Here is a 15,347-nt window from a genome sequence, read left to right as displayed (position 1 = left end):
ATATTGGGGATTGTGAGGGTGTTGCAATGGATGAGTTAGACAAGTTATTGATTAAAGGTTACATGCATCTCAGTGACAAGATACAGCGGCAGCAGAAACGCTTTGAGTATGCTGAATGGCTATTTTGGCAGCAGTCGTTTATGAGCTGTCCAGATGCTTTTGACGCTAACGGCAACCCCACACACGTTGCCCGTTATGACAAACAAGTTGATGCCCTCATCGACTTAGAAGCCCAAACTAACTTGAATGCTGACATCTTAACGTTTAAACGTGATTACTTTCAGAAGTTTCTGCATTCATTACCGGCAGCAGATTATGATTATTTACGAGATGCTTATTATGCTGGCAAAGATATCCCTAACAACCCCGAAATTGACCAGCAAGCTTTGAATGAATGTAATCAGATCGAAGAAGCCACTGGGTACCGGTTTAATCTACCTGTTACGCAAGCGGTTGATATCACTGCGGATATTAATCGGAATATGAGGCAAGTCTTGGGGATGTTGGGATGAAAGAATTTAAGCCGATCTATGAAATGAATTGGACTTCACGACAAGTAATGTTCTTCTTACGCAAGTGGAAACACTACGATACCCATTTGAATGACTTGAACGAGGTTGAAATAAAGCAAGTTAGAGCATTATATTACCGGTTATCATACTTAACCGACCCGCAACGGGAACTACTGGCGGAAAAGTATTATGTCGATCACCCGCAAGATATGCTTCCAGATACTGAACTAGCTAACCGGCACCATATGACCGTGACCCATTACCGGCAATACCGGCTAGCAATTATCGAACGCCTGCGCAAGAAACGGGATCAACCAGCAAACCAGTTCAATAAGCTGGCTGAACTCAAAAAGCTTTTTCCTGAAATGTTTGAATAGTTTGTTAACGTCCAAACCGTCATTAACATTTTTGGTAATCACGCCAACCACAGTATTTGTAGCCCGGTCAAGTACCATAATCGGACAAATCGGACGCCCTAAAGAAAATGGCAAAACTTTCAAGGGCAAATCCGACAAATCCAACACCCTAAAAAGGGACTGAGTTAAATTTTCAGCTGAGTAATTGAAGACCAATCTGACAAATCTAACACCCTAAAAAGGGGTCTGCGCAATTTTGCGCACACTGATAACTATTAAGAAAACTCAATAATTCTTCCGCAACCTTTTGAAGACTTTTGAAGATATGAGGCGAAAAAATGTTAAGTTTTGTTAAGCTCTGTTATTGTAATCATTGGTCTTTAGCCCTAGTAAACCCTAGTATAAATATTTGTGAATATTGGTTTTGGTGTGCATACAACAATAAAAACGGGTGCAACACTTTTTGGGATACGTTGCATCAATGTTGCGTCCGTTTTAGGAAGATCGTTTGTTATTGTTGTAACGTCTTCACCGCCTGATAATTCTCGTTCAGGCGTGCTTAATCTTAGATTTTCTTAGGTTGTTGCCCGTTAAGAATTGTTAAGATTATATGCTGAGAAATGATGAGGCTTATCCGGTTTTAATGTCATGTTTTGTCATGTGGAACACTCGCAAAAGCGTTAGCAAGTGTTAGCATTCTTGCGTTTTTGTGTGCGCCCTTTTTGGCTTTGTATGCACCCTATTTATTTGCTGAAACGGCAAGCATTTTCGGCATTATTGACCCTTGCAAGCCCTGACAAAGATGCTAGTTTTTACTAGTTTATTTTGTACGCACTCTTTTTAGCAATCATGGCAAATCATGGCGCAAAAGTGGTGAGGTTTTGGGGAGGTAAATGCTGGTACCTTTTCCAATAAGATGCACGATAAAAAGACATCCCCAATTTGGGGGAGATGTTAACGGATGCTATCCGAATTTCGAGGGTGCGCAGGCATCAATTACCAAGGTACACAAATTGTTACCCAACCAGTAACCCAACTCAAACAGATAAAAGTAGGCCAACTGGTTTAGATAAAGTAGGTTAACTGGTTGGGTAAGTGGAAATAATATGAGGTTTTATGAGGTTGTTCAAGAGGTGAACATAATCATTTTAAGTAAGGTTTTGTCAGGTTGCTCACTATCACTTCTCAAAAGGGATGCATCTCAGACCTGTATTTAACCCCAACACCTTTTTTGACTGACATTCATTTATCAAGGCAAATAAAAACTGCTATCCAAAACGGATAGCAGCCCATCCCTACCACGGTTAATTGATTCAAAAATGAATGCCAAATTGAATGCCATTGAATGCCATTTGGTGATATTTGACAATTTACTAGAAAAATAAAAAACCAGTCATATCAACGTTTCAAGCGTTAATTACGACTGGTTTTTAACCATCAATGGAGTCGGCGGGAGTTGAACCCGCGTCCGAGCATATCGCCACCTAGATATCTACGCTCATAGATCTATTATTTGAAGTTCACCAACTGAAACGCCATAAATCAAGGCACCCACAGATGGCTAACCTGGTTAATCTCTTCAAACGGCTTCAGGTGGGAGCAGTTTGCGTAAGCCCACTAAATTTAGGACCCAGATCTAACTCATGGGCGAAGTTAGGAGGATCTACGTTAAGCGCTTATTAGGCAGCTAAAGCGTAAGAATTGTTATTATTTTTTGCAGTTATAATAAACTGGGCGTTTTTACGTGGCGCTGCACGAAACGCAATCCAGGCTCGACCTATACCCGTCGAATCCATAACGACCCCGATACATTAATTATCTTATCATACATAGTCAAAATAGAGAAGCAACTCACCTTGAATTTTGTCCAAACAACGGAACTCAGTCATCCCGACCGTCACTATTTTTAACAATTACTTCAATTAGTCCCGGAAAACGCCGATCTAGATCGGTCTTTCGTAATGTTAAGTAACTATGCCTTCCTTCTCGCCGAATGGAAATTAATCCAGCTTGCCTCAAATTTCGATAATGCTGAGACAAGTTGCTTTTCTTACCCAAGGTTTCAAATTGCGCACAGGATATCTCCGTCCCTACCCTTAGGAGCGTTTGTACAATTTTTAGTCTCGTTGGATCACTCAATGATTTCAGTAGTTGAGTCAGTGAAATATCCGTTAAACTTGGACTTTCAAACTGCTGGCTAGTCATTTTTTAATACCCCCTTTAATTTTCAACTGTTTAGTATATACTAAACAGTTGAAAGAAGGAATTATCAATGTCAGAAAAAGAACAACTTATTAATCGCTACTTTCAATTATCAGATGAAGCCTCAAAAAGTCAAGACGCTTTGAGTGCAATTATTGGCCTTTTCGCTAACAATGCGACGATCACGAGTGCAACCGGTGAATCTTGTACTGGAATCCATGCTATTACAGTTTTTTTCTCAGCCTTTTTTGAACGCAATGTCCAACTGAAGCACCTCTGTCATGTGTTTGTTGATAACAATGAATATAAGGCTGAATGGGCCGTCTCAGGACGTAAAAAATCCGGTGAGTTATTTGCCCTTCATGGTTATGACACTTATGAATTTAATTCGGCCAATCAAATCACGCGCCTCCAAGTCGCAATTGCTAGATAACTGACTCATTTGTCAGTAGAATAGCAATCCAAGCTTACAACAAAAGTCTTTTTCGTTGCATGCTGCGGCCTTTAAACCCGCTAAAGCATCCATTTTTTAATCACTTTCCGTAATGGTGTGTGCTTGATAAGCACGATTAGCAGCCAGCCAATTACAACCCCGGGAGCATTTGTCAACACATCATTTACATCTACCCATCGTGACAAATTAATTGTAAGATCCAACACAAATTGAAGGGTTTCAATTCCGATACTCACCAGGATACCAGTAAGCACCACATCTTTAAGCTTGAACGTTGGAACTAGTAGGGCCAAATATCCGCCCAACGGCACCATCATAATCATATTTTGATAAAAGTCGGCGGTCGTACTCCAAAACGGAATGAGATTGACAGGTGCCGAGCCAACCATCATTACGGTAACTTGCTGATTTTTAACGAAAGCATACGACGTTGGCGCTAAAGTTAGATACCCAATCGCCATGACGTAAACCACGGCTGAACAAATTGTGAAAAGTTGCCAAGCCGACAACTTTGACAATTGTCGTGACTTCATTTTGATGCCGATCAAGAGTGCCGTAACATTCAGAAAAAACGGGAGCCATCGAACCAACATTAATCACCTGCCTTTCCTACCATTAACCAGTCCTTAACAACTTTGTTATTATCATTGTATTGGCGGGTGATTAAACGAAGCTTAAATCTTTACTGGACTCATCATGCTTATTAGAAACGTAAGAAATTGGGCACAAAAAAACGGTCTGAGTCATCAGGCCGCATTCATGATGTATGAAGTCAACGTCACAATTTTTATTTTCAGTTGGCCACTATTCTTCAAATAGTTTGCCGGCTTTTGGTCCCGGATCTAAAGTCCAAATTTTTTCAATCGTGATGACACCAGCCCCTTTTGGCACTGGAAATTTACCCTCAGCCCATTTGGCTGCTTGCTCATAGTAAGGACCGTCTGTGTATAGCTTGGCTGTCCCACCAAATCGGAAGCCCTTTAAAGCTTTGGCATTCGCTACGGCAACAATTGCCTTGCCATTATCATTAATATTAGCTTGAGTTTGGCCACCTGTCATTTCATTGTAGATAAGGTGTTCATCGTCCAATACCCGCATTGAGATCTTTGGCCCAACGTCTGGGTTGCCATTTGCATCAACCGTTGAGATATAGGATAATTCTCCTGCAATCATGTCTTTCATTGCTTGATTCAACTTTACCATGAAAACATCCCCCTTTTAATAGTAAACGGTGCAGAGCAGTTTAAAGCTTAGCACTTTAGTCTGTTTGAGTCAGAAGCTTCAGTTTTAGAGTTTTTGCTCAAGCAACTTGGGTTTAAGCTTTTGCCCAACACCACCGTCTAAATTATTTAAACAAAGACATTCTAATGCCGTCGGCGGATTCAGGCAATCATTTACCCTTCAGGCCCAACCAATCTGGTATACTGTCAGTGGAAAGGTGGCCATTTATATGGACGATGAAAAGTTACAGGCACTTATCCGATCAGCAATCAAGGAAGCAACCTTACGTCACAACGAACGGGTCAAAAGCGGTCGTTACGATGCAACTGGCAGTGATTCAACCGATCAGCTTGCCCAGCTAGTTCGCAATGGTGATAAAGCCTCAATGGAATACGCAAACTCACTCGTTTATGAGGTGCTGAAATTATTGCTGGCGGATCATCAAAATAATTAAGTTGAAACTCAGTTCTAAAAGGTGATTGATGCCCCCATTATTTTGAAGGTATCAATCACCTTTTTGAAGCGTTTTTGCGATATGTGAAACTGGTGTCCGCACCGATTAATCTCTTTGTGTTGTTACGATAGCAAACCAGCCTTTCAAACTCACCAAATGAAATATGAAAGTTATCCCCAAATCTTTGACACTTTGAGCGTTGGGAACCGTTTGTACGGTGTTAGTATACTAATTCATTTTTGTTTTGCATAAAATCGTGATTTTATTAATCAATATCAAATAATAACGTGTACTGATAAATAATATCTCTAAGTTCTTGTCTAGAAAGGTGTTCAACAATGCTATCATCGTTAACGCCACGGGCAGGTAAATCTAATGCAATTGTTTGGTCTAAGAGAACTTGCCCATGGATCTTCGTTGTAGATTGTAGCCGATGATACGCTGGATAATGCCTTGACGTACTACTAATTGGCGCAACAATTGTCATATTGCTGGTTTCAGCAACTAAATCATTACTTAATGCAATTGCGGGACGTTGTGACATTTGTTCATGTCCTTTGCTGGGATTAAAGTTAACCATAAAAATGTCGCCCTGTCTCACCATTTCAACTCATTACCTTTATTTTCTCCCCAGTCCATTTCGATGTCACGTTTGCCATCATCTTTCCAGCTAGCAAATAATTCATGGATATTAGCAGGTCGGTTAGATACCGGTTTTAGAACCAATGAATTATTTTCGATATTAATGGACAAATTCTCGTTATCTTTCCAGCCCAATTGTTCAATGAGGTTTTGAGGTATTCTGGTGGCATGTGAATTGCCCCACTTGGATAATTTCGTTTTGCCATCTTCATTCAAAGCTTGAGCCATAAGTAGAACACTTCCTTTATTCTTTATGAGTAAAATATATACAATGTATCTACCCGAGTCAACGAAAGTGATTTTTAAAATTCAAATTTAAAAATTTTATATTTGATAGTTCACTGCTTTAAATTATATAATGTGAGATTTTTAGTATCTGAATGTGGCGCTTAAAATAGTTGGTTGCTTGATATTGCAATTATCTGCTACATTAAACTTTGAAAAGCAAAAACACAGATTTGGTTGGTAGTTCGAATATCGTATGGCTTTCATCATACGATCAGTATCCTTCCTCCTAGGTCGTCCAGCTTTTCGTATTAACTTTAGGAGGATCTATCAAATGAACCAAATTATAAGTCAATTATCAATTATCTTTGACCCACCCTTTTATAAGGCTATTTTTGAACGGGAATTCAATGCCCATTATGAAGTCGCTCAAGTTGTTTTGGGCACGACTCAATCCAAAACGCCGCTTATTTTAAAACTCATTAATGAAAAGCGGCCAACTATCCACTTTTACGCAGCAACTAGTGATTTGGGATCCCAACTGGCTGTTAGTCGACACATTAACCCCAAGCGCCGCCAACGATTAGCTCGCAAAGCGGTCTTGCATCAAGGAATTGGCACGAAAGCCCAATCTGCGCTAAAGGCTCAGTTTGAACAATCAAAGCGGTCCCGAAAGCATCACCATACACAAGAACGAACAGTAGTTAATCAACAGCGTTATTTAGCAAAGCAAATTAAGCGAATTGAGAAACATAAAGGTCATTAAAAATTGGTTATTTAGATAGATATCAAGAAGATCCGGTCACTGGCAACTTCAGCGAGGTTAACACGGCGGTGTTAGCCTCAGTGGAAGGTTGTCATGACTGGATCTTCTTTCATTAATAATAATTAAACCCTAACGTCTTTCCGACGCCAAGGGACGATTATCTTTTGGGCTTGCCACTGACTGCAAATCAGTTCCAATCCCAATCACGCTTTGATGCAAGCCAATCTGAAACCGCAAGATCATCAAAACGTTCAAGCCCACAATTAAGGCTAAAATGACGACCAGATCACCGGTTATCTCTTGATGAGTCGAAATTAGGCTCCGCAATGCATTGATCAAATAAGTCATTGGCAACCATTTATTTAACGAACTTGCAAATGAATTAGTTAAATAAGTTGGGTATAAGCCCCCAGACGCGGCTAATTGTAAAACCAAGATAATTGAAACCAACCAAGTGCCAAAGCCACCTAGTAATAGTCTAAGGCAAAAGATAAGTGATAAAAATAACCCTGAGCCTAAGAGCAATGTAGTGAAAAACATGATTGGCCGTTCAATTTTTAAATGGTTACCATCAGTCAACGAATAAACTAATAGCATCGTTTGTAGTAAACTAACGGCCCCAATGACTGATGATTTGCTGGCCCACCAACTAATAGCGCGTTTTGGCCGTCGCCGGGGCAAAAAGCCATCGTACATCGTGCCCAACGCAATTGCCCCAACGTATAACCCGATTGCAATAGCAAACGGTGCCATTCCCGTGCCATTATTCGGAACTTTCGCAATATCTGTGGTGACTTCACGCACTGGATTGGCTAAAACGCTGGCGTTGGCGCTTTTCGTATGAATTCGAGCTAGCCGATTGACACTTTGACTCAGCTTGCTGGCCAAAAGTTGATTACGCGCGGATAGCCGATCAAGGCCAGTTTTAACAGCGGTTGTTCCCTTAACAAGCTGCCCAATCCCTGCTTGTTCCCTAGACAAGTTGTCTTTCAATCGCTGATTTTCGGCCATCGATTGGCCAATCCCAAAATGAATTTTTTGGGTGCCCGCTACCAGCGCACTTTGCCCAGCCACTAACTTTTGAGTTCCCTGACCTATCGCTTTGCTTCCGGACGCAGCAGCCTTCATGCCAGTGTGCGTGTTTGCCAACGCTGTTAAAATTATTTGCGTGTAAAGGGTGGTTATCTGCGCAGCAACTTTTGATTTAATGGCAGCTGCCGCCCCGGTTGTCATTTTAGAAGCAATAAAGTTTTGCCCAGAATTGAAAGTAACCCGCAGCTTCATTTGCTGCGGCCGTTTGCCTAGAAGAGTGGTTGCTTTGCCGGAAAAGTCCTTGGGAATTGTCAGAACCATATAATACTTCCCCTGACGTAATTGACTGAACGCTGTTTTGGAAGAAGTCTGGTGAAAATCCAACGACTTTGATTTGATAAGTTGGTGAGTTAAGTCTTTACCAATGTGTAACTGTTCGCCCTGATAAGATCGTGATCGATCATGATTCACGATGGCAACTGGTAGCCTATCCATTCGCCCATATGTATTCCACATTGACGATAAGTAGATAAAACAATAAATCGCCGGGATCAATGCGATTGCTACTAAAACAATCAGCCTCATTTTGCGTTCACTTAAATATTGCCATTCACTTGCTATCATCGTTCATTACCGCCTTTCAAATTAACACAATGTTCATTTGAAATAGTAGGCGACTCATGTGTCAATGACAATATGCAATTAGCCAAAAACTGTTCAGTTGAAAGCATCGTCGTCGTTGACTTATCCGTTTAATAAATTAAGTCCATTCGCGGCTTAACCTAGTGAACAACTCACCCGATTTTGTTAATTGCAACCAACTAAAAAAAGGCGTTTAATTGAGGTGAAATAAACAGATTGTTAATTGGAGATGAAGCTTGTGGAAGCAAACACTAAAATGCTCGCGACCGAAATTAAGATTCAAAAAGCGTTTATTCAACTCACCCAGACAATTGGGTTTGATAAACTAACCATCCAGTCCCTTTGTCAAGCAGCCAAAATCAGTCGCGGTACGTTTTATTTACACTATGTTGATAAATACGACTTACTCACTCACTACGAGGACGAAATTGTCGAGAACATCAACGAAATTTTTAAACGCTATCAAAAGCCCCAACTGAATTCAGCTGTCGATGAAACCGATAAGGAGCACAATGCCTTCTTTCAACTATTCAAATATTTATATCGCCAACGAAAGTTAGCTTCGCTTCTCCTAAACGGCCATACGACTCAATTAGTCATAAAAGTGAAACACCTCATTGAATCTGTACTCGTCCAATCCCAAGCAACAACTAGCGAAACCACGATAGATTTTCCAGTTCCGTTTGCCAAAGAAATTGTCTCCCAAGGAATCCTTGACCTAGTGACATTTTGGCTTAACCAGAAGTCTCCCTTGGACCCTAACCATGCCTACCAAATTTTTCAGCAAAGCCGTTCGCTAACTCCCGCCCAGCTCGTCCAAATTATCATCAAAAAAAGAAACCCTTTTTAAGGAAAGTCGGATCGCTTAGCCAGAAATTCGAAGCAGAAACCGATTCGCTTTTTTAATAGATAAATTGGCCGCTTCATTTTATGCTGGCCAGCAGGTGCATCTCTATTGATGTAAGTATTTTCACAAGCTATAAACACGACTTCCCGCACTGAATCTGATACACTTAAAATAGTAGTTATAGTTTTCACAATCTATAACAATTCTAGATAAAGGAGTGTCCGATTTATGGCAACTATTATAAGTGTTTCCGATTTAGCAAAATTACCCAATCTACAGGCACCGGTGATTACTTTGAACTTGAATCTCCGAAAGTTGGCTTTCGATCAAAGTGAGCGGGTTCGGGTTAGAAGCATGCTTCGAGAAATTGAAAAGAAAGCTGGCAATGGGATTAAATCGTTTATCACCGACGTTGATGATTTAACTCGCCAACAGCTTCCATACGAAGGGATTTCTGTCATTACCGATAAGACTGGCGCAAACGTCTATCACTTAATTCGCACAAGCGTTGATGAGCCTGACTATCGCATTGAGGACGCAATTGACTGGCTGTTATTACTCAGTGAAGCTCCCAATCCAGATTATGACTTAATTGAAATCAATCGTGACAATAGTCGACTATATGAGCTTAAAAATCGGCAGGTAACCCCTTTGACCATCAAGGACTACCCGGCAACCGTCCAAGATGCCCTTGGAACGGAAATTCGTGGAGGGGAATTAAACTTTAGCGGTAAGGGTGGCACTACTCAATACCACGGTCATAATGAGACCAGCCAAGAAAAGAAAATTGATCAGGAACGTTATTACCGCTACATTATCGACGTCATCAACAAAGATACTGATTTAACTGGCCACCAATTCATTTTAATGGGCCTATCTCAAAACATTAATTTATTTAAACGACTCAATAATAGTCTAAAAATTGCGCCAGTAGAAATTGATCAATCCGTTCAAAATTTATCAGCCACTGAAATTGCTAAATTGGTGAACGCTGAAGTCGATAAACATAATCGAGCTAACACGACTGATGCGATTAATAAGACATTCCGAGATAAATTATTCACTGATTTCACCAACATTCAAAATCTCTTAAATTCTAAAGATATTCGCCACCTATTCGTTGCTTCTCGCGATGAAATCAACCAAAACGACCCCACGATCTATACCGAAGTCAATCGGATGATTAAACAAGCGCTAGCGCAGGATACCAACGTCACCGTTGTCAATGATGACCCATCAATCCCACTGGTAAGCGCGGTATAAAAAGTGGTTTTAGAATCACAGGGCTGGAACAAATAAGTTGCTTGTTTGTCAAGACAGCTTATAGATGATGCTAACAGTTGGCCAAAGTGTTAACAATAACTACGATGAGCACTTAACCTATCCGCAAACAATTAATTCCAATTCAAATAGCGCAACCATTCCAAGACTGGTGATGGTTGCGCTATTTGCTTAAATTGTAGGGTCCAAAGAAACACTGCTCATCCCTATTTTCGATTGTTTTTGACCGTTAAACTATAACCGTTGACGAATTTCATCAGCAATTTCTTCTAGTCGGGGCATGTTTTGTACTTGAGCAATTTTGTAGCCAACGTAATAAGGCGAGGTTGCGTATCGAGGAACAATTTTACAGTAAAAGCGGCTGTAAATTTTGTAGAAAAACAAATTATAGGAGGTCATGCTGCCATGCATATAATCCTTCAATAAATATTTTAAAATTGCTTGAACCGCGTCTGCTAACTCATCAATTTTCTTTTCGTTGGTAATGGCAACGTTAATTTCGACAAATCCAATGATCGGATCAGTTGATAACGTGATCTGCCGGTCATCATTGGTTGAAACAGTGACCCCAGTAAAGTTGCGAACACCAACGTTTTGGTAAACATCATAGTGGTTAAGGCCAACAATTTGAAAATGGGGGTGCCGCAAGCTGCCGCCCGATAGCGGGCCAAAGTTCTTGTACATCACCACGCTTGCATATTGATTTGAAGCAATCATTTGATGCCAACAGCGAAACGCAAATTCAAATACCTTTCGATTTTCTGCGACCGAATAAGTTGATGGCCCGCCGTTATGATCACTAGATTCAATCAAGACTGTCTGCATAGTGTCTTCTAGCGTCCGAAACTTGTTGACCAACCAGATTCGATCATCTTCTTGCGCCAAAACATTCGTGAGATGATCAACATCACAAAACGGGCAATAATCATCCGGATGTTTAATATTTTCTGGCTTTCCTTGGGCCGTATTAAAATCAAAAACAAGTGGTTGATTGGCCATTTAAGTCACCTTTTTCCTGAATCAATTTTGGAGTTACCCGTTAAACCAGCACGAATTTAGTCATATCTAGATTATCCAGATAACTCTGTGCAATTATTTTCCATAGTTCAGTTTACAAAGACATGTCGAAATTCTTCAACATAGCCTGATTCTAACCCCAAGCCGTTTTTTAAATAGCCCTCAAAGCTGCCAAAGGTTTCTTGAATCGTTTTTTACGCGTGTAGCAAATACGCTTTATCGACAACCAACGCCACACTTAAATTGTGCAGCTGCTTGTCATTGACTTGCGGCTTGAACGTGGCTAACAGCTTTGCATTGGCCGCTTTACGAAGCTTATTGGTTAACAAATAATCCTGCATAATCGTCGCATCACTCGCCCCGGACATTTTGAGAATGATTGCTGCCGCAAACCCAGTTCGATCCTTGCCCGCAAAGCAATGGAATAACGTGGGTTGTTTGGCTTGAATAATCTCGTTAAAAAAGGTGCGGTATCCCGTCTGAGCTGAATTGCTTAACACAATCTCTTCATAAGTCTTCAGCATCGCATCCCGAATATGACCACCATTAGCAAACATTCCCGCCAAGCTGGCCCCATTAGTTGTTTGGTCTGCTAGAATATCATCCTTAAAGTATTGAGTCCCTGGCACAACGGTGTCTGGCGCCTTTTCAACTTCGTTAGCACTTCTAAAATCAAATATCGATCCCAAATGACAATCGTTTTTTAAGAACGAAATTTGCTGAGGATTTAAGTTGCTCAATTCGCCGCTTCGATAAAAATAACCGGGCTTAAGTCGACCACTGGCAACTGGGACATCCCCGATATCCCGAAAGTTTACGATCCCTTTATCATTCATTTGGCTTGCTGCTACTGAAAATATACCTGAATGTATACCCAGATTTTTCTTGCTTCATCCTATCCCACCTCGACAGAAGCTCCCTACTATGGTTGATATAATAGTCCACAAGCGTCAATTCCCGGCTAGCCACCGGTACATCCTTTGTTGCTTGGTTAGTAAGCTAATACAAAGTTGTCAGTATCTCTAATATTCAACGCGGCATTAATGTCGCGATCAATCACATTGCCACAATTCGGGCATTTATAAAGGCGTTCACTCAATGACAAACCGACTTTTTTAAAGCCACATTGATGACAAATTTTGGACGTGGGTTCAAAGCGATTGACCAGGTGAACGGGGATTCCTAATTGTTGGCACTTATTAACCAATTTGGTTCTGAATGTGTAGAACCCCTGTTGGTTAACAGCTTTAGCTAAATGGCGATTCTTAGTCATACCTTTAACATTCAAATCCTCAATCGACACCCAATTCGGTTTGGTTCTCACCAAGTTAGCGACAATTTTATTTTGATAATCGGCTTGAATGTTGTGTAATCGTTGATACAGACGTTGCACTTTCCGCTCTGTTTTGGCTAGGTCAAGATCAGTAGCAGTTCTTCCTTCTTTCGTTTTACGAGCTTTATATGCAACATACTGACGGGATAATTTTCGTTGAGTACGTCTTAATCGTTTTCGAATTCGTTTAACTTGACGATCCTTGTTCCGATTGTGATAAATAGTGCCATCGTCGATAATGGCAAATTCCTTGACCCCGAGATCAATCCCAATTGGATCACCTAACAAGAGCTCAGGGGGTTGTTTCGGTTGTTCAACCAAACACGTGAGATAATAACGTCCCGCTTGTTCTTTAATCCGGCCGGATTTAATCACATGATGCTCTGAGCTCGTAGGTAAATAACCATATTCTTTGAACCGCACCCAACCGAGCTTGGGGAGTTTAATGCGGTGACGTTCAGAAACGATCGTTTGCTTGGAACTATTTTTAACAAAGTAATACGATCCTTGATGTCGTTTATAGGAACGCCATTTGGGGTAGCCACTTTGGTGCTTAAAAAACCGTTTCATCGCCGTATCAGCGTCGATAAACGCCTGTTTTGTTGATTTCGCGTAGAAATCTTTGATCCACAAGTCATCGGGATTGGCGGGTAAATATTCATTGTTAAACCACTTTGAAAACTCGTAAGCGCCCATATACCAATAGCCGTCTTGGTAGCGTTGCTGATTCATTTCCAGAAAAAGGTTATATGCCCAACGACTAACGCCGATGTGGCGATCGATTAAATATGCCTGTTCCTTGGTTGGCTTAATTTCAACTTTGTAAGTGATTAAGGCCATGATCGTCACTCACTTTCTTTTCGTACTTTCTCAGCCCACCTACTCGGCTGGAAAACACGTGAATAATTAAAATTAAATCCTGAACGACTTCCGCTTCGGGGGAGAGTTGCTCATTGTTAACCACCACGATTTCCGTGCCGAATTTCGCACAAATTTGCCGGAACCAATCAAAGCCAAACCTGATAAATCGGTCTGGGTAGGCGATATAGATCTGATTAATTTTCGATTGCATGACCTCATCAAGCAATCGGTTCCACTTTTTGCGTTTGTAATTCAAGTCGCTACCAATATCGGTGACGACTTGATCAACGATGATGCCTTTTGCATTAACATATTGTTGCAGGAATTTGACTTGATCCCGTAAAGCATCCTGTTGGATGGCAGTTGATACTCGGGCATAAATAACATTTTGGCGGTTGGCGGTGGGTTTTTCAATTGCTTTTAAATAATCAGCTTCAGTGTAGTACCGCCGATTCGTGACGGTGCGCTTAGCGGGGAGTTTTCCCTGACGATCCCATTTTTGCAAGGTTTTAACCGATACCCCTAAACGTTCACCCAGTTCTTTTGGTTTCATGTATACTCACCTCGTATACATTATCTCATATTGGAACACTTTAAAGCATATTGTTAATAATAGTTTTCACACTCCTTGTCTATGATCTATGCCATTAGTTTACGCTACTCAGTGCTTGGCCGCATCTGATTAGCAACGTTGCCAAGATCATAGTTGGCATTATCGGATTAGCCTTTAACCCCTAATCAGTCAGCCAAGGCTTTTATTATAATAATCATTCGTATATAATATCGTTAATCATCATTAGGTAAAACTAGTACAAACATCGCGGATGGTCTGGGGGCAAATAATGGCAAAAAAATGGTTAATAGGTGAACTCATCATGAGTGTGTTATTGCTTAGCGCCTGTCGCCCACAAGCGGTCAAGTCTAACCATCATGACGCCCATTCTCAGCAGTCTACCTCTGAAAAAATGGCAATTAACAAACGCTCAGCTGACATTTCTCGTTCAGAATATGATTTGATCACAATCGGCGATATCAACAATGGCTACGGGGGCTCGACGAAATCTACCGTTGTCAAATGGTTTGGTTCGCCTGCGGAAATCAGTACGGTTTCAATCAATGGCATTAGCCGCCCGGTAAGCCAATATAGTTGGAAAAACCGCTCGGCTTCTTTCAAAGCCAGTCAGGTTGCCGTTCAATTTCTAAATGGTAAGGCGATTGGTAAATCATATACTGGCTCTTCCACGGGCAATCATCACGTGGTTTCAAAATCAAAAATTAACCAACTTGGCTTAGGGGCGACTTACCAAGCCGTTGTCAATCAATTGGGTAACCCCAATAGCGAATCGGATACCGGCCAAGGCCCCATGTCTGGCAAGTATCTCACCTATGTGATTAGTCAAGACGGTTCAGCGATTAATCTATCATTTACAGACGATAAGTTAAATCAAAAATATCACACGTCAATCTATTACTAAGATATGAAAGGGAAGTCATCTATTCAT

19 protein-coding genes and 1 other RNA gene are annotated in these 15,347 nt (G+C 40.9%); 9 read left to right on the top strand and 11 right to left on the bottom strand.

Annotation, left to right across the window (positions count from 1 at the left end; translation table 11 throughout):
* Positions 1–26: 26 nt before the first annotated feature.
* Positions 27–512 (top strand): hypothetical protein, encoded by a 486-nt coding sequence (locus tag YK48G_RS08555; protein WP_203630313.1) that lies wholly within the window; start codon positions 27–29, stop codon positions 510–512.
* Complete coding sequence (locus YK48G_RS08550; protein WP_203630312.1) at positions 509–889, top strand: hypothetical protein; 381 nt, start codon at positions 509–511, stop codon at positions 887–889. Before YK48G_RS08555 ends, YK48G_RS08550 begins: the two co-directional genes overlap by 4 nt.
* Positions 890–2,306: 1,417 nt before the next feature.
* Here the strand turns inward: YK48G_RS08550 and ssrA are convergent.
* Positions 2,307–2,673, bottom strand: a transfer-messenger RNA (tmRNA) gene (gene ssrA, locus YK48G_RS08545).
* Between the two features lie 76 nt (positions 2,674–2,749).
* Entirely contained in the window at positions 2,750–3,073 is a 324-nt protein-coding gene (locus tag YK48G_RS08540; RefSeq protein WP_203630311.1) for an ArsR/SmtB family transcription factor, read from the bottom strand.
* 67 nt (positions 3,074–3,140) lie between these two features.
* Between YK48G_RS08540 and YK48G_RS08535 the strand changes: the two genes are divergently transcribed.
* Positions 3,141–3,503, top strand: coding sequence for a nuclear transport factor 2 family protein (locus YK48G_RS08535; RefSeq protein WP_203630310.1), 363 nt, complete (start codon positions 3,141–3,143; stop codon positions 3,501–3,503).
* 80 nt (positions 3,504–3,583) lie between these two features.
* Here YK48G_RS08535 and YK48G_RS08530 read toward each other — a convergent pair whose 3' ends face one another.
* On the bottom strand, positions 3,584–4,117 hold the full coding sequence (locus tag YK48G_RS08530) for a VanZ family protein (protein ID WP_232365334.1): 534 nt from the start codon (positions 4,115–4,117) through the stop codon (positions 3,584–3,586).
* A 211-nt stretch (positions 4,118–4,328) separates the two neighbouring features.
* On the bottom strand, positions 4,329–4,727 hold the full coding sequence (locus YK48G_RS08525; RefSeq protein WP_203630309.1) for a pyridoxamine 5'-phosphate oxidase family protein: 399 nt from the start codon (positions 4,725–4,727) through the stop codon (positions 4,329–4,331).
* Between the two features lie 247 nt (positions 4,728–4,974).
* On the opposite strand from YK48G_RS08525, the gene YK48G_RS08520 reads away from it, so the two are divergent.
* The gene (locus tag YK48G_RS08520; RefSeq protein ID WP_203630308.1) at positions 4,975–5,199 is read left to right on the top strand and encodes a hypothetical protein; all 225 of its coding nucleotides are present in this window, start codon (positions 4,975–4,977) and stop codon (positions 5,197–5,199) included.
* Between the two features lie 265 nt (positions 5,200–5,464).
* On the opposite strand, the gene YK48G_RS08515 is transcribed toward YK48G_RS08520, so the two are convergent.
* On the bottom strand, positions 5,465–5,803 hold the full coding sequence (locus YK48G_RS08515) for a type II toxin-antitoxin system PemK/MazF family toxin (protein WP_203630307.1): 339 nt from the start codon (positions 5,801–5,803) through the stop codon (positions 5,465–5,467).
* Entirely contained in the window at positions 5,797–6,069 is a 273-nt protein-coding gene (locus YK48G_RS08510; RefSeq protein ID WP_203630306.1) for an AbrB/MazE/SpoVT family DNA-binding domain-containing protein, read from the bottom strand. The genes YK48G_RS08515 and YK48G_RS08510 overlap by 7 nt, the downstream gene beginning before the upstream one ends.
* Positions 6,070–6,400: 331 nt before the next feature.
* Here YK48G_RS08510 and YK48G_RS08505 point away from each other — a divergent pair, with 331 nt between their 5' ends.
* On the top strand, positions 6,401–6,832 hold the full coding sequence (locus tag YK48G_RS08505; protein WP_203630305.1) for a YjdF family protein: 432 nt from the start codon (positions 6,401–6,403) through the stop codon (positions 6,830–6,832).
* Between the two features lie 129 nt (positions 6,833–6,961).
* Here YK48G_RS08505 and YK48G_RS08500 read toward each other — a convergent pair whose 3' ends face one another.
* On the bottom strand, positions 6,962–8,488 hold the full coding sequence (locus YK48G_RS08500; RefSeq protein WP_203630304.1) for a YhgE/Pip family protein: 1,527 nt from the start codon (positions 8,486–8,488) through the stop codon (positions 6,962–6,964).
* 256 nt (positions 8,489–8,744) lie between these two features.
* Between YK48G_RS08500 and YK48G_RS08495 the strand changes: the two genes are divergently transcribed.
* The 3 genes from YK48G_RS08495 (at position 8,745) to YK48G_RS13620 (ending at position 10,809) form a co-directional block, all read left to right on the top strand.
* Positions 8,745–9,356, top strand: coding sequence for a TetR/AcrR family transcriptional regulator (locus tag YK48G_RS08495; protein ID WP_203630303.1), 612 nt, complete (start codon positions 8,745–8,747; stop codon positions 9,354–9,356).
* Positions 9,357–9,581: 225 nt separating this feature from the next.
* On the top strand, positions 9,582–10,616 hold the full coding sequence (locus tag YK48G_RS08490) for a baeRF6 domain-containing protein (RefSeq protein ID WP_203630302.1): 1,035 nt from the start codon (positions 9,582–9,584) through the stop codon (positions 10,614–10,616).
* A 64-nt stretch (positions 10,617–10,680) separates the two neighbouring features.
* On the top strand, positions 10,681–10,809 hold the full coding sequence (locus tag YK48G_RS13620) for a hypothetical protein (RefSeq protein ID WP_284692030.1): 129 nt from the start codon (positions 10,681–10,683) through the stop codon (positions 10,807–10,809).
* A gap of 59 nt (positions 10,810–10,868) precedes the next feature.
* Here the strand turns inward: YK48G_RS13620 and YK48G_RS08485 are convergent, their stop codons facing one another.
* The 4 genes from YK48G_RS08485 to YK48G_RS08470 form a co-directional block, all read right to left on the bottom strand.
* Positions 10,869–11,633, bottom strand: a complete 765-nt coding sequence (locus tag YK48G_RS08485) for a DUF4931 domain-containing protein (RefSeq protein ID WP_203630301.1) — start codon at positions 11,631–11,633, stop codon at positions 10,869–10,871.
* Positions 11,634–11,845: 212 nt separating this feature from the next.
* On the bottom strand, positions 11,846–12,487 hold the full coding sequence (locus YK48G_RS08480; protein ID WP_232365332.1) for a tyrosine-protein phosphatase: 642 nt from the start codon (positions 12,485–12,487) through the stop codon (positions 11,846–11,848).
* Between the two features lie 155 nt (positions 12,488–12,642).
* Entirely contained in the window at positions 12,643–13,824 is a 1,182-nt protein-coding gene (locus YK48G_RS08475; RefSeq protein WP_203630300.1) for an RNA-guided endonuclease InsQ/TnpB family protein, read from the bottom strand.
* Positions 13,799–14,398 (bottom strand): IS607 family transposase, encoded by a 600-nt coding sequence (locus YK48G_RS08470; RefSeq protein ID WP_203630299.1) that lies wholly within the window; start codon positions 14,396–14,398, stop codon positions 13,799–13,801. Before YK48G_RS08470 ends, YK48G_RS08475 begins: the two co-directional genes overlap by 26 nt.
* Positions 14,399–14,687: 289 nt before the next feature.
* Between YK48G_RS08470 and YK48G_RS08465 the strand changes: the two genes are divergently transcribed.
* Complete coding sequence (locus YK48G_RS08465) at positions 14,688–15,320, top strand: DUF3862 domain-containing protein (protein WP_203630298.1); 633 nt, start codon at positions 14,688–14,690, stop codon at positions 15,318–15,320.
* Positions 15,321–15,347 lie beyond the last annotated feature (27 nt).

The organism is Lentilactobacillus fungorum (assembly GCF_016860605.1).
Taxonomy (GTDB): Bacteria; Bacillota; Bacilli; order Lactobacillales; family Lactobacillaceae; genus Lentilactobacillus; species Lentilactobacillus fungorum.
This window is presented reverse-complemented; position numbering and strand designations above follow the sequence as displayed.

Excerpts from the sequence above, each read along its gene's own strand:
- YK48G_RS08555 (WP_203630313.1), top strand. The coding sequence starts at position 27 with ATGGATGAGTTAGACAAGTTATTGATTAAAGGTTACATGCATCTCAGT.
- YK48G_RS08550 (WP_203630312.1), top strand. The coding sequence starts at position 509 with ATGAAAGAATTTAAGCCGATCTATGAAATGAATTGGACTTCACGACAA.
- YK48G_RS08540 (WP_203630311.1), bottom strand. The coding sequence starts at position 3,073 with ATGACTAGCCAGCAGTTTGAAAGTCCAAGTTTAACGGATATTTCACTG.
- YK48G_RS08535 (WP_203630310.1), top strand. The coding sequence starts at position 3,141 with ATGTCAGAAAAAGAACAACTTATTAATCGCTACTTTCAATTATCAGAT.
- YK48G_RS08530 (WP_232365334.1), bottom strand. The coding sequence starts at position 4,117 with ATGTTGGTTCGATGGCTCCCGTTTTTTCTGAATGTTACGGCACTCTTG.
- YK48G_RS08525 (WP_203630309.1), bottom strand. The coding sequence starts at position 4,727 with ATGGTAAAGTTGAATCAAGCAATGAAAGACATGATTGCAGGAGAATTA.
- YK48G_RS08520 (WP_203630308.1), top strand. The coding sequence starts at position 4,975 with ATGGACGATGAAAAGTTACAGGCACTTATCCGATCAGCAATCAAGGAA.
- YK48G_RS08515 (WP_203630307.1), bottom strand. The coding sequence starts at position 5,803 with ATGGTGAGACAGGGCGACATTTTTATGGTTAACTTTAATCCCAGCAAA.
- YK48G_RS08510 (WP_203630306.1), bottom strand. The coding sequence starts at position 6,069 with ATGGCTCAAGCTTTGAATGAAGATGGCAAAACGAAATTATCCAAGTGG.
- YK48G_RS08505 (WP_203630305.1), top strand. The coding sequence starts at position 6,401 with ATGAACCAAATTATAAGTCAATTATCAATTATCTTTGACCCACCCTTT.
- YK48G_RS08500 (WP_203630304.1), bottom strand. The coding sequence starts at position 8,488 with ATGATAGCAAGTGAATGGCAATATTTAAGTGAACGCAAAATGAGGCTG.
- YK48G_RS08490 (WP_203630302.1), top strand. The coding sequence starts at position 9,582 with ATGGCAACTATTATAAGTGTTTCCGATTTAGCAAAATTACCCAATCTA.
- YK48G_RS13620 (WP_284692030.1), top strand. The coding sequence starts at position 10,681 with ATGATGCTAACAGTTGGCCAAAGTGTTAACAATAACTACGATGAGCAC.
- YK48G_RS08485 (WP_203630301.1), bottom strand. The coding sequence starts at position 11,633 with ATGGCCAATCAACCACTTGTTTTTGATTTTAATACGGCCCAAGGAAAG.
- YK48G_RS08480 (WP_232365332.1), bottom strand. The coding sequence starts at position 12,487 with ATGAATGATAAAGGGATCGTAAACTTTCGGGATATCGGGGATGTCCCA.
- YK48G_RS08475 (WP_203630300.1), bottom strand. The coding sequence starts at position 13,824 with ATGGCCTTAATCACTTACAAAGTTGAAATTAAGCCAACCAAGGAACAG.
- YK48G_RS08470 (WP_203630299.1), bottom strand. The coding sequence starts at position 14,398 with ATGAAACCAAAAGAACTGGGTGAACGTTTAGGGGTATCGGTTAAAACC.
- YK48G_RS08465 (WP_203630298.1), top strand. The coding sequence starts at position 14,688 with ATGGCAAAAAAATGGTTAATAGGTGAACTCATCATGAGTGTGTTATTG.